At 47.2% G+C, this 20,516-nt stretch carries 15 protein-coding genes; 8 read left to right on the forward strand and 7 right to left on the reverse strand.

All coding sequences use genetic code 11. From position 1 onward, the window contains the following. Position 1 precedes the first annotated feature (1 nt). The 6 genes from QUB30_RS10730 to QUB30_RS10755 form a co-directional block, all read right to left on the reverse strand. A complete protein-coding gene (locus QUB30_RS10730; RefSeq protein ID WP_333332979.1) occupies positions 2–889 on the reverse strand; it encodes a methylated-DNA--[protein]-cysteine S-methyltransferase in 888 nt (295 codons plus the stop codon). A 266-nt stretch (positions 890–1,155) separates the two neighbouring features. After that, positions 1,156–1,662 carry a MogA/MoaB family molybdenum cofactor biosynthesis protein gene (locus QUB30_RS10735; RefSeq protein ID WP_333302386.1) on the reverse strand — a complete coding sequence of 169 codons (507 nt, stop codon included), beginning with the start codon at positions 1,660–1,662 and terminating at the stop codon, positions 1,156–1,158. Positions 1,663–1,745: 83 nt separating this feature from the next. Further along, positions 1,746–2,081 carry a photosystem II reaction center protein Psb28 gene (gene psb28 / locus QUB30_RS10740; protein WP_333332981.1) on the reverse strand — a complete coding sequence of 112 codons (336 nt, stop codon included), beginning with the start codon at positions 2,079–2,081 and terminating at the stop codon, positions 1,746–1,748. Between the two features lie 251 nt (positions 2,082–2,332). Continuing rightward, positions 2,333–3,793 carry a DUF1565 domain-containing protein gene (locus QUB30_RS10745; protein WP_333332984.1) on the reverse strand — a complete coding sequence of 487 codons (1,461 nt, stop codon included), beginning with the start codon at positions 3,791–3,793 and terminating at the stop codon, positions 2,333–2,335. A 315-nt stretch (positions 3,794–4,108) separates the two neighbouring features. Beyond that, a complete protein-coding gene (locus QUB30_RS10750; RefSeq protein ID WP_333332986.1) occupies positions 4,109–5,854 on the reverse strand; it encodes a hypothetical protein in 1,746 nt (581 codons plus the stop codon). Between the two features lie 252 nt (positions 5,855–6,106). Continuing rightward, positions 6,107–7,132, reverse strand: a complete 1,026-nt coding sequence (locus QUB30_RS10755) for an SMP-30/gluconolactonase/LRE family protein (RefSeq protein WP_333332987.1) — start codon at positions 7,130–7,132, stop codon at positions 6,107–6,109. A gap of 224 nt (positions 7,133–7,356) precedes the next feature. Between QUB30_RS10755 and QUB30_RS10760 the strand changes: the two genes are divergently transcribed. From QUB30_RS10760 to QUB30_RS10785, 6 genes are all read left to right on the forward strand, one after another. Beyond that, positions 7,357–10,473 (forward strand): BTAD domain-containing putative transcriptional regulator, encoded by a 3,117-nt coding sequence (locus QUB30_RS10760; protein WP_333332989.1) that lies wholly within the window; start codon positions 7,357–7,359, stop codon positions 10,471–10,473. A gap of 187 nt (positions 10,474–10,660) precedes the next feature. Further along, complete coding sequence (locus tag QUB30_RS10765) at positions 10,661–11,869, forward strand: flavin monoamine oxidase family protein (protein WP_333332991.1); 1,209 nt, start codon at positions 10,661–10,663, stop codon at positions 11,867–11,869. A gap of 245 nt (positions 11,870–12,114) precedes the next feature. Then, a complete protein-coding gene (locus tag QUB30_RS10770) occupies positions 12,115–12,636 on the forward strand; it encodes a DUF4242 domain-containing protein (RefSeq protein ID WP_333332994.1) in 522 nt (173 codons plus the stop codon). A gap of 151 nt (positions 12,637–12,787) precedes the next feature. Further along, positions 12,788–13,531 (forward strand): hypothetical protein, encoded by a 744-nt coding sequence (locus QUB30_RS10775; RefSeq protein ID WP_333332996.1) that lies wholly within the window; start codon positions 12,788–12,790, stop codon positions 13,529–13,531. A gap of 98 nt (positions 13,532–13,629) precedes the next feature. After that, complete coding sequence (locus QUB30_RS10780) at positions 13,630–14,379, forward strand: peptidylprolyl isomerase (RefSeq protein WP_333332998.1); 750 nt, start codon at positions 13,630–13,632, stop codon at positions 14,377–14,379. A 116-nt stretch (positions 14,380–14,495) separates the two neighbouring features. Then, the gene (locus QUB30_RS10785) at positions 14,496–15,569 is read left to right on the forward strand and encodes a class I SAM-dependent methyltransferase (protein WP_333333000.1); all 1,074 of its coding nucleotides are present in this window, start codon (positions 14,496–14,498) and stop codon (positions 15,567–15,569) included. Positions 15,570–15,896: 327 nt separating this feature from the next. Here the strand turns inward: QUB30_RS10785 and QUB30_RS10790 are convergent, their stop codons facing one another. Then, a complete protein-coding gene (locus tag QUB30_RS10790) occupies positions 15,897–17,621 on the reverse strand; it encodes a zinc metalloprotease HtpX (protein ID WP_333333003.1) in 1,725 nt (574 codons plus the stop codon). A 226-nt stretch (positions 17,622–17,847) separates the two neighbouring features. On the opposite strand from QUB30_RS10790, the gene QUB30_RS10795 reads away from it, so the two are divergent. Next, positions 17,848–19,131 carry a glutamate-5-semialdehyde dehydrogenase gene (locus tag QUB30_RS10795; protein WP_333333004.1) on the forward strand — a complete coding sequence of 428 codons (1,284 nt, stop codon included), beginning with the start codon at positions 17,848–17,850 and terminating at the stop codon, positions 19,129–19,131. A 130-nt stretch (positions 19,132–19,261) separates the two neighbouring features. Then, positions 19,262–20,380, forward strand: coding sequence for a formylglycine-generating enzyme family protein (locus QUB30_RS10800; RefSeq protein ID WP_333333006.1), 1,119 nt, complete (start codon positions 19,262–19,264; stop codon positions 20,378–20,380). Positions 20,381–20,516: the final 136 nt, after the last annotated feature.

Here is a 20,516-nt window from a genome sequence, read left to right on the forward strand (position 1 = left end):
CTTAAGCTTTTCTGGCCGATCGATCGCAGATTGTACGGCTAGCTTCCCAACCTAACATGACTGTTTTACGCTCTACTCCCCAGCCATAGCCACCGAGTTCTCCAGATTCTCGAATGACTCGGTGACACGGAATTAGATAGCCGATCGGATTTTTACCGATCGCATTTCCTACAGCTCTAGCAGCAGTTGGGCGCGCTACCAGTTGAGCTATAGTTTGATAGGTGGCGATCGCCCCAAATGGCAATTGCAAAAGTGCTCGCCAAACTTGAATCTGAAAGTTAGTGCCTTTTACCAAGAGCGTTAGTGGTTTTTGCTCGCTGAGAGTTTCTGAATTGAAAATCAGGTCACGCAATGATTGAGTGGCTGGCTCATCACGAATGATTTCAGCGTTTTTCCATCCCAATCGCAGTCTTTGTGCGGCGGTTTGTTCGTCTGTTGTCTCCAAGAAATAAAGATTACAAATACCACGGGCAGTTGTCGCGATTAGAGATTTGCCAAACGGGGTATCATGAATACCATAGCGAATTTGTAAACCTGCTCCGCCTGCTTTGAACTCCCCTGGTGACATTGCTTCTAAGTTCACAAATAAATCGTGCAATCGTCCGGGACTCGATAGCCTCACGTCCAATGTTAGGTCTAGAAGGCTTTTAGTCTGAGTGATTTTTGACTTGGCATATTCAACTGTCAGATATTGCAAAAACCGCTTCGGGCTAATGCCGGCCCATTGAGTAAATAGCCGTTGAAAATGATATTCACTCAGTCCTATCTGTTGGGCCACAGTTGCCAGATTGGGCTGGTTTAGGTGGTTTTGTCGCATAAAGGCGATCGCCCGAGCAATCCGGTGATAATCTTCGCTAGCATAGACACTCGCATTCTGCATGGAAATCATCTAGTCTAAGTCAAGGGAATTTTGATGTTTCCTCACTTTAGCCATAGAGTAGGCTCAAAGCCACCCGTTTCTTGCGGTGAATGCAGCCAGTCGATTTTAGATTTTAGATTTTAGATTTTAGATTGAAGAGATTGAAGAAAGCGACCTCACCGATAAAACCGGGGGCTTGCGATGAGGATTCAAAGCTTTTTTCTCACTCCACGGATTCCTCGGACGATTTGTAACCAAATTTCTTGATTGTGAGTCAATTAACCGAACTTTCGCTCTCACCCACCGCGCAACTGCGTCACCAAGTGAACTAATTCCGGTAAAATTAGCTTTTCCACAGCTAGTTTTACGCCATTGCTAGAGCCCGGAAGAGAAAAGACTAACTTGCCTTGATACACGCCTGCAACGGCGCGAGAGGCGATCGCCCTGGAACCAATTTCTTGATAGCTCAAAAACCGAAATATCTCCCCAAATCCCGGTAAAATCCTATCGAGCAAACTCTCCATCACATCATAAGTCGTATCTCGGGGAGCGATGCCCGTGCCGCCGTTAAAAATGATTGCATCCACATCTTCACGCTGGGAAAACGCCTGCATTTGCAATACAATTTTGGCCGCATCATCTTTAACAACAGTGTAAGCTACCACAGAGTGACCCGCATCTTTTAGCAGCCTCTTAGTTAACAAGCCGCTATTGTCTGTTTCAGCCGAGCGCGTGTCGCTAACAGTAATGATAGCGCAATTTACGGTTATTTTAGATAAGTCGGGGTGAGGAATTTGCGTCATAGTTTCTTCTTCTAAGCAATCGGCAACCGGCAACCGGCGATCGGCTGATTACCAATTACCAATTACCAATTACCACCTACCCATTATGCCTTGCTAAATCCTAAGCCGTTTGCTTCCGAGTAGCGTTCCATGAAACGCATAAATCGATCCCATTCTGCGGGACTTTTCATTATATAAAGAGCTTCCAAACCCGCAGGCTGACCGTTGATGAACTTAGCCTTAACCTCGCGAGTGAGCATTTCGCCTTCTTCGTCGATCATGTACATTCCAGTAATGTCTTCGGTACTGGTGCTGCTGAGAGCTTTGGGATTTTCAAAGATAAACGTGGCAGTGCCTTGATCTCCGCTTTTTGAACGGGTTAGGCGCACTTGGGGCACAGAATCTTCATCCATACCCCGAGAAAATTGAATTTTAGCCATAATCTGACAGTCGAACCTAAAGGATTGCTTAATTTCTTAATGTTTAATCATAAAACGATTCGGGTACTCGCAAATCAAGACTTGGGAGACTGGGAGTGGGGCAGAGTGGGGAAATCGGAGACAAGGGAGAGGGGAGATGGGTTGGTTCTGTGTACCTGATATCGTTTCCGGGTGCATCGGAATGATACCGAGGACACGGGGCACTCGCCGTGTCCTGACTGTGAGTAATATTAATTCCGATGCTAGCGGACTTAGACGATGTAGGGAGAGTTAATTGGCTCGGCTCGATTTGTGGCTGCGAGAGTTTGATAGATGAGCGCGGATATCTCGCCCCGGGTGATATCGCGGGCGGGGGAAAGTTTTTCGCGCGCGGGATAGTTGACCACGATTTTGCGCTCTGTGGCGGTTGCTATCTCGTCGGTGGCAAAACTGGGAATCAGAGCTCGATCGACATAAACGCTCAAAGAATTGGGGTTGCCGCCCGCCAACTGCAAGCCGTTTACCAAAGATACGATCGCCTGAACTCTAGTCAAATTCTGCTCCGGGCGAAACGTGCTGTCTGGATATCCCACCAAAAACCCAGCTCGATTAGCTTGGACGATCGCTCCCTGCGCCCAAAAATCCGCCGCCACATCCTTAAAAACCGTCGCCTCACGGCGCGGCACCAATTCAAACGCCTTCGCCAACATAGCCGCATACTGAGCTCTAGTTACACTGTCGTAAGGTTGAAAAGTGCCGTTGGGAAACCCGCTAACAATATTCATCTTTGCCAAGCGATCGATAAAATCCTTGGCCCAATGCGTGCTGATGTCGCTGAACTTTAGCCCGCCAGGAGTCGGAGTTGGCGTCACATTGCCCAAATCAAATAAACCTTTCACCCGCGAAGAATTGAGCTGATTGCCCACCGCAGAAATCTTAACCCCAGTCGCGTTTTGCAAGTCTAATTCACCGTTATTCAGAAAAATATTGCCGCCCAAATCTTGAGCCGTACCAATATCTGGCAGCGACTTCCCCACCGCAGTCAAACCGTCTTCGGTATTTTTTTCAATGCGATTCTTGCGCAAAATCGGCTTAGATTCCCCCGCTAAAACGATACCGGAGCGATTTTCCAAAATTTGGTTATCAGCAATCAAAGGAGCCGACTGAGCTTGCAGAGAAATGCCGAAACCCGTCTTTTGAAAAATATTGCGCCGTATTACTCCCTTAGCAGTTCCCGCCGTAATTATGCCAGCCGCTGAGTTTTCTACAAATATGTTGTCGAGAATCGCAGGATTAGCGGTTCCCGTGGCAAAAATGCCTTCGCGCTTGCAAAGGGTGAAAGTGCAGTTAGCCACAGTCGGAGAAGTTGACTCAATCCAGACTGCCGTGCCGCGACTATCGAGATTGGTGACAGTTACTCCGCGCAATTGGGAATTAGTTGCTAGCAGTATAGTGATATTTTGGCCCGCAGCGGTGGGACTTACAAATTTGCCGCTGCCTTGAATCAGAATGCCTCTACCTTTGTTAGCTTCATTGCCAATAACTTTTACTCCCGAGGGAATTTCCAAGGGGAATTGTTCGGCACTACCAACGCTGTAAGTTCCCGGTGATAACTGAATCGCAGTTCCCGATGCAGCGCGGGCGATCGCGCGGGCGATCGTTTTGAATGGAGCCGATTGGGTGCCGGCTGCGGAATCGCTGCCTGTTTGCGGGTTGACGTAAAGTGTTGCCATGTTTTTGTTAAAGAGATAATTGGCGATCGAGCCTTTATGCACTTTTCATTCTCTACCAACCTGACCCCGGATCTCTATTCACCTTTGATTTAGGAGATTATTTAATTGCACCATATCCGCAAAATCACCGATCGGGAGTGGCAATCGCAGCGGGATTGTCACTATAAATCACTAAACTACTAATTTTAGGGTCGCAAACCGGGTTTTTGGCCTCCGGTGCAACCGGAAAACCGAGATTTTTAGTCAAGAAACCCGAGTTTTTTCTGGTTCCCAGTCACAGGATGGTAACGGATTTATTTCTGGCTCCTATCGGTCTTAATTCCCGATCAATTTTACAATACAAGACGCATCCAAAACCACTACAACTTCATTTTGAAAAACAGCACAACTTGTGATTGCTGAAGCTAAGGCGGGAATTTTCCCTTGTTTGAAAGAAAGCATCGCCTCTTGTGTAGTATCAAACTGATCGAGCCAGCCGTAACCCTCTAAATACTGAAGAGTCAACGCATTGCGATTGAGCATCCAAAAATCAAGTCCATAGCTATTAATGAAGTTTTGCAATACAGCTCGATCGGGAGTGTACTGAGCGCGAATTAAATCCCTAACTCGCTGCCGATATCTGCTGTAGTAGCCTTTATGAAAAGGCACTGCATATTCCTTTGCCACCAAAACCGAACGCTGACTAAATGTTGGCAAATGATCCGTATCTGCCGCGATCGAAGCAATCAGGATATCTTTAGGTTGTTGCTCAAAAAATTTGTACAAAGCCGGCATTTTACCTTCTATATATCCGACTGTGGGAAATTTTTCCACCAAGCAGGGATAAAGCACCACTGCGACAGCGATAATCGCTGTCGTCATTAGGGCAACTTGATTTTTAAACTGAAATGTTGTTGCGGTTTTTGATGCCCAATGACCGACTCCATCAATGATTAACGTTAGGGCGATCGCACTTATTAAAACAACAATAAATCGCAAGCTGTAGGCAGTATAGCGACCTGGGTGATACAGCTTAAAAAGGGTAGCGTGAGCCGCAAAAAACATCGCCGAGGATGCTAAAAATAGCTGAAGCAAAAGCCAGATTTTGCTTTGAATCTGATTTGCTAAGGGAAAAGCCGATCGCAAAAACAGCAGCAGCGGAAATAACAATCCGACACAGTGAGTTACAGGCGTAAACAGCGACTTGGGAAACATCCCGCTGCCCCGCCCTGTCAACCAATAATCTTTGGGATTTGGACGAAAAAAAGCATTTCTGCCGTCTGGTGCAAATTCGGCCATTTGCTTCGCTTCTGCTGCGGTATAAGTTGGGTCAAATTCAGAGTTATCTAACGCATAGGGCAGCATTACTAAAAAGATTACTCCCAAACCTGTAGTGCAAAATAGGTAATTAGTTCGATCGCCCGACAAGCGCAAACCGCCGTTTTCCCAGCATACCAGGCGCAAAACTAAAATTCCGGCAGCAACCAAGGCGTAAGGAGGATAGAATAGTCCGATTAGCGCGATCGCTCCTAAACAAGGCAGCAAGGAACTGCGGGACAAATAATATAAAAAGGCCAGAAATATCGGATAGACAAAAGCTCTTGGCGTTGTGGAAGCCAAATCATCGGTCATCCACATATGCTGATTTAACAGCAAAGATGCAATAAATCCAGTCATCGGCACTGGCAACATTTCTAGGCAAAGGCCAAAACAGTAATAAGTGGAGATTAAGCCTAGAAATAGTGGCAATATTTTGTGAAAAAATAGCGGGTGAATGCCAACAGTTGCTGCTAATTTGTAGAGCGTACTGTATCCTGCGGGGGCGACAGATTGAAAGTAATTAGCAATGAAATCGTTGGGGAATAATTCAGGATCGACAAACCGCATCATCCAGAAAACGTGCTGCCTCGCATCGTCTTGCACCATATACTCGGCGCTAAAGACTTGCTTGAGTCCTAAAATAGCATAAACTGCGGCAAATGTCAAGCTCAGAGTTAACCAAAATATTGTGCGCGATCGGGATTTTTCATCCACAGTCGCAGTCAGAAATTTATGCAAGCGGGCTATGAACATCGCAGTCATTCGATTTTAGATTTTAGATTTTAGATTTTGGATTGACCCCACGGATCGAGTCGGGGGCTTGAGGATTTTAGATTTTAGATTTTGGATTGATTCCACGGATCGATCGCGTGGCGGGTACCATCAAAAAATTCTCGGTCAAAAAATGTCTTAAATAAAAGTTCGCAGCAGCGCTGAAGAACTACTACAAACAAATACTTTATATGAGATTCGCCTACCAATGCCGCTTTACTTTCAATTTCGCCCGATTTTAGATTATTTTCCAGGCCGCACGCCCGCAATTTTAAGCCGAATCCGATACAGACTTGTATTTGCCGTAATGTAAAGCGTTTTGCGATCGCTTTCTCCCCAAGCCAAATTAGTCGCCGTCTCAGGCACAGAAATCTTCCCCAAAAGCTTGCCACCTCGCGAAAAAATCCACACTCCCCCCGGCCCGGTGCTGTAAACATTCCCCTCTACATCAACTTTTAGACCGTCGGGAACTCCGCCTTTACTGGCATCTTTTAAATCCGCAAAAAGCTGCTGGTTGGTAACAGTTCCGTCCGGTTTTACATCGAAAACGGCAATGTATCCCGCTTCCGAATTGTTGACATAAAGTTTTTGCTCGTCTGGTGAAAATGCGAGGCCGTTCGGCAGCACCAAATCCTTAACCAGCAGAGTTAATTTTCCGTCGGGTGCCAGCCTGTAAACACCGTAAAAACCCAATTCTTCCTGCTCTTTACTAACACCGTAGGACGGATCTGTAAAATAAATGCTGCCGTCGGATTTAACAACCAAATCGTTCGGACTGTTGAGCCGCTTGCCCTCGTATCTATCCGCCAATGTGATAACTTTGCCGTCCTTTTCTGTGCGGGATACGCGGCGATTTTCGTGTTCGGCAGTAAGTAAGCGATTTTCTTTGTCTAAAGTATTACCGTTGGCTTTTCCCGAAGGGCGGCGAAATACCTCAACTTGCTGATTTGAGGCGAATTTATAGATAATATTGGCTGGAATATCGCTGAACAGCAAAAAGCCCTCTGGATGCCAAATCGGGCCTTCTATAAATTGGAAATCGCTAGCTAGTTTTTCTAATTTTGCGCTGTCATCGAGAATACTTTGCATGGTATTTTTTTTGTCCTGGTTTTCCGTTTGGGCGGTCAAAGTTGTCAAATCAGATGTTAATTGGTTGGACAAATTGCTGTCAGTGAAAGGTTTTAACAGATGATTTTTGAAAAGCCTGTTGCTGAATGCTAGAGTCAAAACTATAAACAAGAGGCTGAGGGTAGCAATTTTGGCGATCATGTTTGCCTTGTTAATTGCATTGAGTGAGAGTAGTAGTGAAATCGATCGTACCGCATCTATATTACATTTATATTAAAAATACAAAAGTGGGCCTAGTTCAAACAGATTGCCGCACGGATAACATAGTATAGTAATGTCATTTAAATTTGCGATCGCCACCTGCGGACATTCCTGAAGTTAACACACCGGAGCATGGATTAAAATCACAAATAATATCTAGCTATATGCTTTCTACCTTAGATATCAAACTACTAGGCGGATTCTGCCTTTCCTGTGCAGACAAGCCCGTTGTCGGTGTCACCACAGAGCGCCCGCAAGCTTTGTTGGCTTACCTGGTACTGCATCGCGATATCCCGCAAACCCGTCAGCGGCTTGCCTTTCAATTCTGGGCCGATTCAACGGAGGCCCAAGCTCGCACCAACTTGCGCCGGGAATTGCATCACCTGCGTCAGGGACTCCCCGATGCCGATCGCTACCTGCTGGCGGATGCCAAAACCCTACAATGGAATCCCCATGCACCTTTCCTGCTGGATGTGGCTGAGTTTGAACGGGCATTCGCCGCAGCAGAAGCAGCGGAACGAGCCGCAGATGTTAACGGTGCCAGAACTGCCTGGGAGCAAGCGATCGCGCTTTACGGCGGTGATTTGCTGCCGAGTTGTGAGGATGAGTGGATTTTTCCAGAACGCGAACACCTGCGACAGAAATTGCTCCACGCACTCGAATCTCTGACTCGCCTGTCGGAAGCTCAGGGTGATTATCGGGCTGCAATCCGCTCTGCACAGCGCTTACTGGAGATCGATCCGTTGCACGAAACCAGCTACGCAGCTTTGATGCGATCGCACCATTTGAACGGCGATCGCGCCAATGCACTGCAAGTCTACCACCGCTGCATGACTTTGCTGCGCGAGGAACTAGGAGTTGACCCTAGTGCGATCGTTCGCAAGCTCTACGAGCAACTGTTGCTGGAAGACGAAGCGCCCGACATTCAACGCTCCTCTGACTCCGCTGGGCCACCCCAAACGAATTTGTTTCCCTCGCCTTTAGCTTTGTCGCCTCTAGTGGGACGCGATCGCGAATGGGCATCGATTCAGCAGTGGGCAAAGCCGATACTGCTTGCGAACTGCGGCGCGATCGCCAGCGCTGAGGCATCGCCAGTGCTCTTGCTCGCGGGCGAACCCGGAATCGGCAAAACTCGCTTGCTGGAGGAGCTACGAGCCACGGCACAGGCGGTTCAAGTGCTGTGGGGACGCGGATTTGCCGCCGAGATGGTGCGACCCTACGGCATCTGGATTGATGCGCTGCGATCGATCGTTATTCCCCCCGCCCTCAACATTCCGCCGGAGCTAGGTTTCTTGCTCCCAGAGCTCGCTCAACCTGGGAAAGCTCCGCCCGATCGCAGTCATCTGTTTGATGCGGTGGTACAATTGCTGGCTCAATCTGCCAGTGAGGCTGCGTTAATCGTCATTCTGGATGACATTCAGTGGATCGATGAAGCCTCATCGGCATTGCTACACTACGCCATCCGCTTGTTGAGTCACAAGCCGATTTTATTCGCCTGCACCGCCCGTTCCACGGAACTAGAGGAGAATGCGGGCATGGAGCGGGTGGTGCAGGCTCTCAGACGAGAACGACGGCTGCTAACGCTGGAATTGCATCCTTTCGATCGACAACAAACGGCTGAATTGATTCGCAGACAGCAAGCGGTTAATCCGTTAGAGCTATCTCCAGAAGCGGTCGAGCGCGTATTTATCGATAGTGGGGGGAATCCCCTGTTTGCGCTGGAAGTTGCCCGGGCATTGTCCCAGGATCGGTCTACTCCTGCTGATAATTTAGAGGCTTTGATCCGCGATCGCCTCCAGCAATTGGATGACATGGCTCGCGAATTTTTGCCTTGGGCCGCTGCATTGGGGCGGAGCTTCAAACCGACAGCGGTGGCTCATGTGGCAGACTATCCGCTGCCGAAATTGCTGATGGCGATCGAACAGCTCGAACAACAAACCATTATCCGTCCCAGCGCCTCTGTCGGTGACGAAATCGGCTATGACTTTGCTCACGATATTGTGCGTCAGGCTGTCTACCGGCAGTTGTCACAACCGCGCCGCCATTTGATACATTTGCAAATTGCCCATAAGTTGAATCAACTCTCCACACCAGACGGCGCCTGGGCTGGCGATATTGCCCGTCACGCGGCCATCGGGGGCGATCGACAATTGGCAGCGTCTAGCGCCTTGTCCGCAGCAGAACGTTGCTTGAAAGTGTTTGCCTACGCGGAAGCATCAGAATTGGCTCAGCTTGGGATTGAGCAGTGTCAAGGACTTGACGATCGCACTCGCATTCAATTGCATTTAAAATTGCTGCGGGTTAGCGCGATCGCAGGCGTTACGGGCGATCGAGTTTCTCAACTCGACAGCGATGTGCACCGCTTAATCGATGAAGCAAATGCTCTCGGTTTAGAAGAAGCAGAAGCCACGGGACTTGAAGCATTGGTGATCTTGCATTTCGATCGCAGCAACTTCGCCAACGTTCATCAACACTCGCTGCGCGCAGCAGAGGTAAGTCGGGCATCCAGTCCAGCTACTGCCGTGCGATTGCTGGCCTATGGCGGGTCTTGCTTGGCGGAAATTGGACGGGAAATGGCGCGGGCAGAAGCATTGTTGCTAGAGGCGCAGTCCCTGGCTGAGAGAGTTGGTTTGAAGAACATCGGAATTGACCAAGGGTTGGGTGCCGTACAGCGCCATCACGGGAACTATGCCCAAGCGCGAGTTTTGTGGCAACAGGCGTGGCGATCGGCCGCGGCCCAGCAGGATCGCTGGTGCGAGTGTTATAACCTCAGCTATTTGGCGATGACGGAACTGGAAGCGGGCGATCCGGCGGCGGCATTGCCTTATTGTCAGGAAATGGCGATCGTCGGAGCCAAAATTAAAGGCGAAGGCAGTGAAGGGGCGATCGCCAATGCACTTTTAGCTTTAGCAAACTATCAGCTTCAGCAAACTGAAGCCGATGCTGCTTTGGAGCGGGCGATCGCGACTTTGCAGCAGGTGGATGCCAAACGGATGCTGTCTTACGTGCTGATTGGGGCCGCTCAAGTGGATTTAGAGTGCGATCGACCTCTTTTGGCAACAGCCCGCGCTGAAGCTGCTTTAGAAGCCGCTCAGACGGTCGATCATCCCAGCGAGATTGCTCTGGCTTGGGCGATTTTGATTGAGGCTGCTTTAGCTTTGGGCGATCGAGAAGGGGCGATCGCGCGGTTTGAATCGCTGCGCGATCGCATAGATTGCCCTGCGCTGAGTTTCCGCGCCCGCACTGCTGTCGATCGGGCGATCGAACAGATTAGTCATTAGTTATTAGTCATTAATTGTAGCGAACTGCAATTAGGGATGGTGTTCATCACAGGGAACTTTACTTTACTTCATATCGCCGATCTAATTTTTTAAACTCTTCAGCTTGTTTGATAATTGCTTCATATTCTCCTTTTTTGCTAAATTATGCAAAACCTTTAGTATTACTGTAATTATTGGCTAGAACGCTATGTTTAAAATGAATCGCCGTCAATTTCTATTAAGTAGCGCTGTAACGTTTGGTGCGGTAATAGCCCATGCTCAAGTTAAAGCCCAAAACTCCCGAACTCCAGGAGCATTAGAGAAAGGACTATCCTCTCAGAAAGTGATCGTCGTCGGAGCGGGGTTGTCTGGTTTGGTTGCCGCTTACGAGTTAGCAGCAGTAGGTCATACAGTAACGGTTTTAGAAGCCCGCGAGCGAGTAGGAGGGAGAGTTTTGACCTTGCGAGGCAATTTTAGTGATAATCATTTTGTAGAAGCGGGAGCAGCAAGAATTCCATCCGATCACAATTTAACACTTGGCTATGCTCAACATTTTGGTTTGACTCTCAAGCGTTTTTTACCACCGGATGGGCTTTACATTTCTGTGAAGAATGGGCAACGTCTTCTGATTCCTGCTGATGATTTAGCTAAAATTATACCGGGAGGAGACATATCAAAAGTTGCTAAAATTGCTCAAGGTTCAGATAGATTACCACAAGCATTTGCTACCGCTCTAGTTGATAAAATTCATCTAGGATCTGCGGTTACTCGCATTGAACAAACTTCTTCAGGGGTTCAAGTCTTGTGCCAATCAGGACAGCAATACACTGGAGACTGCGTAGTATGTACTGTTCCCTTGCCAGTCTTGGGACAGATCAACTTTCAGCCTCCACTATCACCTCAAAAACAGCTTGCTATCGCTGGGGGTTATAATTATCGCGCAGCGACACGAATGTTTGTTGAATTCTCCGAAAGATTCTGGGAAAAAGAAGGATTGAATGGTTGGGGTTTGTTTGAGGATCGTCCTGAAGAACTGTGGCAACCAAGTTGGGATTTTCCAGGAAAAACAGGTATTTTGGAAGCTTATCTGAAAGGGGAAAATGCCATTGCTATGGATGCCCTCGCCCCAGAGCAACAATTGCCTCAATTACTACAGCGATGGGAAAAGATTCTCCCTGGTGTAAGTGCTTATCAGGGCAAGATGACCAGTTATTCTTGGGCTAAAGATCCTTGGTCGAGGTCAGGTTGGGCATACCCGACTGAAGAGCAAGAAAAAAAGTTTTTTGATGAACTTGGAAAGTCGGAAGGTAAAGTCTATTTTGCTGGAGAACACACTTCTACTACGAGGGGATGGATGCAGGGCGCATTAGCATCTGGATTGAGGACTGCTCAAGAGATCCATCAGGCAAGAACTTAATTTTCTGATATTTTTGTACGATCGCACTATCATTTACAGATTGGTTGAGAATGCGATCGTAGAGCAGACTTTACCCACGTTTATACTGGGGGGGTGACAACTCGCTCACTTTGTCCACTGCGAGGCGCTGAAAAAATTCGGGTGAGAGTGAGGAAAATCATCAATCGCTACAATTAGTCATGAGTCAGTAGTTAACAGTCAACAGTGACCAATCAACAGTCATTACTAATTAAGAGGAAGTAATTATGTCTCTTATCAAAGTTGAAACCGTTGCCGATCGACCCATCACCGCAGAAATGTTAGCTGATACGCGAGTTTTGGATTGTCTTGGGGCAAGAAATGCCAAGTGGTGGTACTCTTTACTCTCAGCCGATCGCGATCGCATGATTTGCACCTTTGAGGCACCAGATGCAGAGTCTGTGCGACAAGCTTATCGCCAAGCCGATGTTGGATTTAGCAAGGTTTGGACAGCCCAAGTTATTGAACCTGAAGGTGTGCCACCTGTATGGAACGAACCAATCCTCAAGGTGTTGGAGGGAAGCTATCCGAATGGCTTTAGCGATGAAGAGTGGAACGAAGCCCAGCGATTAATTTTAGCCTGCTATCAGGAACGGGGTATTGAATGGGTGCGTTCCTCTGCGTCGCTGGATAAAACTCGTGTGGTGTGCGAACTGAATGCACCCGATGCGGAAGTGATTCGAGAAGCCCACGGTAAAGCGGGAATTCCCTTCGATTGCGTTTGGTGTGCGGAAGTTCTCAAACCTTAAATTCGTGCGGCAGATCGGGCTTTGATGCTTTGGGAACGCTTCGAGAACGCTTTCGGAACGGTTTCGGAACGATCGCCTCGTTAGATTGATATCAAGTTAAGCAAACAACCAGCAAATTAACTAATCCCTTTACACTTTAAGGAGAAATAAAATGGCTGAATTTAACCTTGGTACCTTGCCATCTAATAGTGCCGTAGTAGTTCCGCGCCGCACTATCAGTAATCTCAACAGCAAAGACACCTACAGTTTCCGTCTGGATAGCGATAAAAATATCAACCTTGGGCTGGTTGGTATGACCGACGATCTGAATGTTCAACTATTTCGCGATTTCAATGGCAATGGCTTAGTTGATGGTAACGATAAGCAAATTGCTATTTCCGATCGATTGCGTTTGGATGAAGTAATCAACTTGTCCTCAGCAGTTGCTGACGTTGATGCAGGCAATTACGTGGTGCAAGTCAATCGGAACCGTGCGTTCAACGATACTCCCTACAATTTGAGAGTATCGGCTGACGCGATCGGAACACCCAGCAAAGTCCTCGCCGTAGAAGCTGATTTCGGTGCCGTCTTTTCCAACGACAAACCAAGAACTCATCAAGGTTCTGTGGGTAACACCGACACCACCGATACTATCCATCTGGCTGTCAATACCCAGGGATTTTATCACTTTGGTCTCAATAATCTCAGCGCTGATGCCGATCTCCGATTGATTCAAGACAAAAACAACAATCGCGCCGTCGATGCAGGTGAGGTAATTGGAAGTGTGGTTAAGCGAGGCACTATTTCCGAAGGATTTGTCCAAAACTTGGCTCCTGCAACTAACTACTATCTTCAAGCCTCTCAATTCACAGGTAACACTAATTACTCTGTTACCTTGACTCCGATTCCCAACTAGAAAATCCTGGATGTAAAAACTCTATCTGTAGGGTGCACACTGTGCACCTTACCCTATCAATTGTTCGTTCAAATGGCTTTAATTGAAGCCAGACAGCTATGACCGCAGTTTTATTACAAATCCGCAATCGCACCCTCTCTGGGGAGGAGATAGTTCCTCGACTTGCCAGCTACCAAATGCTGCCCCAATTATACCGCGAGAGCATCATTGATGAAGCGATCGCCCCCATTGATTGCACCGCCGAAGAAATCGCGAATGTCCGCCAGCAGTTCTACGAACAAAATCAACTGAGCGACGAAACCACACAACAGATTTGGCTAAAACAGCACGGGATGAGTCGGGAATTTTTAGAGACTGTTTTCATTCCAAGGCTGCTCAAAATTGAGAAATTTAAACACCAAACTTGGCATCACAAACTAGAGTCATATTTTCTGCAACGCAAGCGATCGCTAGATCGAGTCATCTATTCTTTGATTCGGGTTAAAGACGCAGAAATGGCGCGCGAACTGTATTTTCGGATTCAAGAAAAAGAGCAATCCTTTGCCGAACTGGCGCGCGAGTATTCCCAAGGCCCAGAAGCTCAAGTCAATGGAATCGTTGGCCCGGCGGAACTCGGCACAATCCACCCGAATTTGGCGCATCTGTTGGCGATAAGCGGGCCCGGTCAGCTTTGGCATCCTATGCCTGTAGAAGGATGGCTGGCGATCGTCAGATTAGAAACATTGATTCCGGCTCAGTTTGATTTAGCGATGCGTCAACGTTTGCTGCGCGAATTGTTTGAAATTTGGGTGCAAGAACAGATGCGTGAAATCAATTCCGGTAACACCGGAATGATTGTTGACGGTTGACGGTTGACGGTTGACGGTTGGTTATTTGTTTGTTCTAATAACCAATAACCAATAACCAATGACTAATGACTAATGACTTTTGACTGATGACTTTTGAATACCATCACCATTAAATTATGATGACACAAACATTCGATCAAACCAAAGCAGAAGCATTCGCCGAACGGATGCTGGACATTCTCAACAGTGGCGCACTATCAGTCATGATTTCGATCGGGCATCGCACCGAACTGTTTGACACAATGGCAGAATTGCCGCCCTCTACCAGTCAACAAATTGCCGATGCTGCCGGATTGAACGAACGCTACGTGAGGGAATGGCTCGGTGCAATGGTAACGGGTCGCTTAGTGGATTATAATTCGATCGACAAAACCTACACTTTGCCGACAGAATATGCAGCATTCCTGACACGGGCTGCGGCTTCTGACAACATTGCCCCCTTTGCTCAATTCATTCCGGTGTTGGCATCGGTGGAAGATCGGATTATTGATTGTTTCTACAAAGGTGGCGGTGTACCCTATTCAGAGTTCAAACGTTTTCATGCCGTGATGGCAGAAGATAGCGTACAAACCGTGGTATCTGCTCTATTTGACCATATTCTGCCACTGATTCCCGGACTTACCGAAGCGTTGCAGCGGGGTATTGAGGTGCTAGATGTCGGCTGCGGTAGCGGGCGAGCACTCAACAAGCTGGCTGAAGCCTTTCCCAATAGCCGATTCACAGGCTATGATTTTTCGGGAGAAGCCATCGCCACTGCCAACACCGAAGCGCAATTGCGGAAGTTGAATAATATCCAGTTTGAGGTGAAGGATGCCGCCACATTGGATGAATGCGATCGCTACCATTTCATAACCACATTTGATGCAATTCACGATCAAGCCAGACCCGATATTGTCCTGCAAAACATCTACAAAGCGTTGCGTCCCGATGGTGTTTACTTGATGCAAGATATCCGCGCCACCACGGATGTCGGCGGTAATCTAGACCATCCCTTTGCCCCCTTCCTCTACACCATTTCTTGTATGCACTGCATGACAGTTTCTTTAGCCTATGGCGGCATGGGATTGGGCACGATGTGGGGTCAAGAAAAAGCGCTGCAAATGTTGAGTGAAGCTGGGTTTAGCAGCGTTGAAATCAAGCAACTAGCCCATGATTTCCAGAACGACTATTATATCATCAAAAAGAGCTAAAATCATGTGCAAAATTTGTGCGATCGGTCAACAATTGCAGAAGAAAAAACAGCTTAAAGCCGGGTTGTTGGATACCAGCCAATTTTCGGTATTTATCGATCTGAAGCAATTGCGTTCCACACCGGAATTCAAACCAGATCAACCACTTAACAGCGATAGGTCATCAGTTAAGCCCCTGGTTTAACACCCAGGGATTATACTCAGGAAGAGGTTAATCTGTCAACTGTTGAAGTTGATACTAATGGTTGAGTCCTTAACCCTGACTTAAGACGAATAAAGTCTTCACTATGAACCTGTTTGTAGTAAGGACTTTATTCCTTTCAACTTTTAAGCAGCAAATGATATAAATAGCGAGGCAATACCGATCGCGATCGCACCGATACCCATCACAAAAGACCAGAAGCGGTGATAACTCTTAACCGTCGTACCGCTATCGCTTTCAAGCTGAATCAAATCCATCCAAGGTGCAACACCCCGGCGGAACCAACCCAATGCGCTAACATCCATTCCAATCAAACTTTTAACCCGTTTCATGCCAAACATAAAATTACCAATAGGCCCAAAACGAGAAGCATATCGCAGATAAATCATTCCCGTTCTATCTTGCAATTTCAAATCAGAACCGAAGGTATAACCCGCATCGCCGCGACCAATTAATTCGCCTTGCAGTTGTGCCGGTTGACCCCGCAAAGGACTTGCATAGGGGTCAGACATTAAGGTTAAAACATCCAAATGTTCTGCTTGTTGGTAATTCGGGAACATCACCATAGTTTTGAGCAAAATTCCCACGCCCAAACCGATTAAAGGACAAGCCACCATCATCATCGGGTTTACAGCATACAGGGAAATGCCGATCGCAAAACCCACCGCTAACCCCAGAGTTTCTGCACTGTACAGCAGTAAATCGAACACAAAATTGCCGTACAATCTCCGCTTGCTCAAATCGTTGCCTTCGCCGACAATCCGACCCATGTCAAACTCAACATCCAAGCCTAATTGTTCGGCATAAGTGCTCAAAGCACGAACTCGTTTACCAGTCAGCGGGTGAGTAGAGTTCAACTCCATCCACCAACCCCACGGATTAAACATATCCCACAAAAACACTCGCCCAATCTTTTCTGGTTCCGAAGAAATCCGGTAAGCGGTACCGGTAGATGTGGCAGCTTTCGCATCGTAAATGCCTAAAGCGCGAGTTCCTTCTAATAAGCGGCTGGGTTCGGTGGCTCTTTGTCCTTCTTCCAAAATACCGTAAGCAATTTTTACCAAAGCGCGAGACAAAGCGTTGGGGTTGCCAGTAGTTTCGGCAGCAAAATGGTCGGCAAAATATTCTCGCGTCCGCGACAAATACAGCAATAAATAAGTGCCTGCGATGTAAAACAAATAAGCAACAGCAGCTACCGTACCGGCCGCATCTTTAGCTTTTTCGCCACCACTTCGACCCATTCTTTGAGCTGTTGTGTAAATTAAATAAGTAATCTGCACCAAAGTCGAAGCTAAAGTCATTACTGCAAAGTCCCAGTGGACGATGTGACCGAGTTCGTGGGCGTAAACAGTGGCAATTTCCTCGTCGTCTAAATAGGTAAAAAGACCTTGACTGACGACTAAGCGAGCGCTGTTGGGAAATGAACCGTAAGTAAAAGCAGTAGGGTTTTGGTCGTCGATAATTCCTAAACGCGGAGAAGAGAGTTTTTTCTGCTTGCAAACCTTCTTAATAACTTTTGCTGTTTCGGGACTTAGGCTTTCTATTTCTGCTAGGGAAACCCAGCGAGTATGGTATAGCCAATTTTGGCTTAAATCCATCAAGTAAGGCGATAGGAAAAAAGCAGCGATGTTAAAAATCAGAGTTATGGGAAGTGCGATCGCCAATCCGGTGACTGGATCGGGACTGTTGAGAATTAAAACTGATGCTAAGGATAGCGCTAGCACCATACCAAACAGCAGGCTGATGGTGACGCCGGAAGCTAAAACGAGATTTCCGCCCGTTTTCTGTATCAGTTTAACGCCGGCTTTGGCGGCTCGCCCTGCCTTGCGTAAAGGGGCGTGAGATGACATAATAATCTCCAAAGGTTATTGACAAATGGAAATGACCGTGGGATTTTATCTATACTTCACTGTTTTAACCTGTTAATGCGGATTGCTGTAAGGGGTGTCAACAAAAATATAGAATTTCCTCTAAAATTGTTAAGACTGAAAACCGCCCCGAAATTTATTTGTGCGGATTCAATTCAAAACTCAAAATTCAAAATCCAACAATCAAAACTATTTGAAAGTTACTGCCATGTCTATTATTGAAATTGCCCAAAAAACGCGCGTATCTGCTAGAAAATTGGCAGTTTTGTCCGCTGATGCCAAAAATCACGCTATTGAGGCTATAGCTAAAGCTTTAGAAGCTGCTGCGCCGGATATTGTGGCGGCGAATGCTGCTGACTGCAAGGCGGCTGAGGTGGATGGAATAGCGAAACCGCTGTACGATCGCCTAAAGTTGGATGAGAGCAAGTTGAAAAGTGCGATCGCGGGCGTGCGCGACGTTGCGAAACTCCCTGAGCCGATCGGTGTCGTGCAAATTCACCGTGAATTGGATACAGGATTAATTCTGAAGCGCATCACCTGTCCTTTGGGCGTTTTAGGCATTATTTTTGAAGCGCGCCCAGAAGCTTTAATTCAGATAGTATCCTTGGCAATTAAATCCGGAAACGGCGTCATTCTCAAAGGAGGCAAAGAAGCAGTCCGTTCCTGCGAAATTTTGACAAAAGTGATACATCAAGCATTAGCAGAAACCGCAGTTAATCCCGAAGTTGTGCAGTTGCTGACAACGCGGGAAGAAACAATCGAACTGCTGAAAATGGATGAATATGTAGATTTGATTATTCCCAGAGGTTCTAATTCCTTCGTGCGGTTCGTGCAGGAAAATACTAGAATTCCCGTGTTAGGACACGCCGACGGAATTTGTCATTTGTACGCAGACAAAGCGGCGGATATTCAGAAAGCAGTAGAGATTTCTGTGGATGCAAAAACTCAGTATCCAGCCGCCTGCAATGCCATTGAAACCTTGTTAGTTCACAGTGCGATCGCCGCCAAATTCCTGCCTGCTGTCGCCGCAGCTTTGCAGCAGAAAAAAGTCGAACTGCGGGGAGACGAAAAAACTCGCCCCATCCTCGAAAATATTGCCGAAGCGACAGAAACCGATTGGTCTACAGAATACAGCGATTTGATTTTGTCAATCAAAATAGTAGATTCTGTCGAAGAGGCAATAAACCATATCAATACATACGGTTCCAGACATACCGATGTCATTGTTACCGAAGATAGCGAAGCCGCCGAAACTTTTTTAAATGGAGTCGATGCGGCCGGAGTTTATCACAATTGTTCGACTCGATTTGCCGACGGCTTCCGCTACGGTTTCGGTGCAGAAGTAGGGATTAGCACGCAGCAAATGCCGCCTCGCGGGCCTGTCGGTTTAGAGGGGTTGATTACCTATAAGTATCGAGTTGTTGGAGATGGCCATATTGCGGCTAGTTATGTAGGGAAAGAAGCTAAGGAATTTACACATCGAGATTTGTAATACAGGAGTTACGCAACGGGCATAATTAGTAGGGTGCGTCAGAATCCGAGTTCCTGAATAATCACCCTAGAACTGCGTCTGACGCACCCTACAACTCGATAGAAGTGTGACACCTATGTAAGTCCCGATTATGACAGAAAATCCAAATCAACCCAGAGAATACGATGCCGTAAAGGGCGGTGAATCTCAAGCACCATTCGATGCCGCCGTTTTAGGCGGGGTTCCCGGCGTTAAAAGTCGTTTGGCATCACCCGCTGTGGAAGTCAGAATCACCGCACTTTCAGAAGCGATTAAATATGGAGAAACTGGCTTAGATTTAATAATTGGCGCACTGCAAGATGAATCAATAAAGGTCAAATTTGCAGCCTATTCGCTGCTGAAGCATAAAAATCAACTAAATATAAAAGGGCAGTTCCACCACTATTTGCCGACTTTTGACTTTGATGTCATAACAGTTGATGCTGAAGGAAAAGACAACAATCACCACCATCATTATGCTCACTTTTTCCCCGAAGACTTAGGGAACTCAGTTGTGCTGGAAATGGTATATATTCCCGGTGGCACATTTATGATGGGTTCGCCACAAACAGAGAGATTTAGATGGGATAATGAAAGTCCGCAGCATCAAGTAAAAGTACCCGCTTTTTATGCCGGAAAATACCCGCTCACTCAAGCACAGTGGCAAGCAGTGATGGGAAACAACCCATCACATTTCAAAGGTGAACAACTTCCTGTTGAATGTGTATCCTGGTATGATGCTGTTGAATTCTGTGGAAAACTTTCCCAACAAACCAAGAAAAAATATCGCCTCCTGAGTGAAGCAGAATGGGAATACGCCTGTCGTGCTGGTACAACAACCCCATTCCATTTTGGGGAAACTACCTCCGCTTTAGTCAATTGTGAGCTACGATTGCCCGAACACTCAGGCAGACCAATACTGGGTACATTCGGACGAACAACTGATGTCGGGAGCTTTCCCCCCAATGCCTTTGGGCTGTACGATATGCACGGCAATGTTTGGGAGTGGTGCAGCGATAGGTGGTACAAAAACTATCAGGGCGCACCAACTGACGGCAGTTTCTGGGAAACTGGCTGGGAAACTGGCACAGATCATTTGCGGGTGATGCGTGGTGGCGACTGGTGCTCCTATTTGGATGAATGCCGCAGTGCCATGCGTAATTGCGTTTCGGTGGACGGACCCGTACGCTACGGTTTTTACGGTTTTCGTGTTGCTCTGGTTTCTGCGTAGTCTCCGGTTTTCGGTTATGTGCTTTAGTCTTCCCGCGAGAACTCTTCTCTACCCTTGAATTCTCTGCACTTTTTCTTTTTCCATGAAGGCCGGAGGGCGATCGAAATCGAATTGTACCTAAATTTTAAAATAGAAA

This window comes from Microcoleus sp. BROC3 (assembly GCF_036702515.1).
GTDB lineage: Bacteria > Cyanobacteriota > Cyanobacteriia > Cyanobacteriales > Microcoleaceae > Microcoleus.

Excerpts from the sequence above, each read along its gene's own strand:
- QUB30_RS10730 (WP_333332979.1), bottom strand. The coding sequence starts at position 889 with ATGATTTCCATGCAGAATGCGAGTGTCTATGCTAGCGAAGATTATCAC.
- QUB30_RS10735 (WP_333302386.1), bottom strand. The coding sequence starts at position 1,662 with ATGACGCAAATTCCTCACCCCGACTTATCTAAAATAACCGTAAATTGC.
- psb28 (WP_333332981.1), bottom strand. The coding sequence starts at position 2,081 with ATGGCTAAAATTCAATTTTCTCGGGGTATGGATGAAGATTCTGTGCCC.
- QUB30_RS10745 (WP_333332984.1), bottom strand. The coding sequence starts at position 3,793 with ATGGCAACACTTTACGTCAACCCGCAAACAGGCAGCGATTCCGCAGCC.
- QUB30_RS10750 (WP_333332986.1), bottom strand. The coding sequence starts at position 5,854 with ATGACTGCGATGTTCATAGCCCGCTTGCATAAATTTCTGACTGCGACT.
- QUB30_RS10755 (WP_333332987.1), bottom strand. The coding sequence starts at position 7,132 with ATGATCGCCAAAATTGCTACCCTCAGCCTCTTGTTTATAGTTTTGACT.
- QUB30_RS10760 (WP_333332989.1), top strand. The coding sequence starts at position 7,357 with ATGCTTTCTACCTTAGATATCAAACTACTAGGCGGATTCTGCCTTTCC.
- QUB30_RS10765 (WP_333332991.1), top strand. The coding sequence starts at position 10,661 with ATGTTTAAAATGAATCGCCGTCAATTTCTATTAAGTAGCGCTGTAACG.
- QUB30_RS10770 (WP_333332994.1), top strand. The coding sequence starts at position 12,115 with ATGTCTCTTATCAAAGTTGAAACCGTTGCCGATCGACCCATCACCGCA.
- QUB30_RS10775 (WP_333332996.1), top strand. The coding sequence starts at position 12,788 with ATGGCTGAATTTAACCTTGGTACCTTGCCATCTAATAGTGCCGTAGTA.
- QUB30_RS10780 (WP_333332998.1), top strand. The coding sequence starts at position 13,630 with ATGACCGCAGTTTTATTACAAATCCGCAATCGCACCCTCTCTGGGGAG.
- QUB30_RS10785 (WP_333333000.1), top strand. The coding sequence starts at position 14,496 with ATGATGACACAAACATTCGATCAAACCAAAGCAGAAGCATTCGCCGAA.
- QUB30_RS10790 (WP_333333003.1), bottom strand. The coding sequence starts at position 17,621 with ATGTCATCTCACGCCCCTTTACGCAAGGCAGGGCGAGCCGCCAAAGCC.
- QUB30_RS10795 (WP_333333004.1), top strand. The coding sequence starts at position 17,848 with ATGTCTATTATTGAAATTGCCCAAAAAACGCGCGTATCTGCTAGAAAA.
- QUB30_RS10800 (WP_333333006.1), top strand. The coding sequence starts at position 19,262 with ATGACAGAAAATCCAAATCAACCCAGAGAATACGATGCCGTAAAGGGC.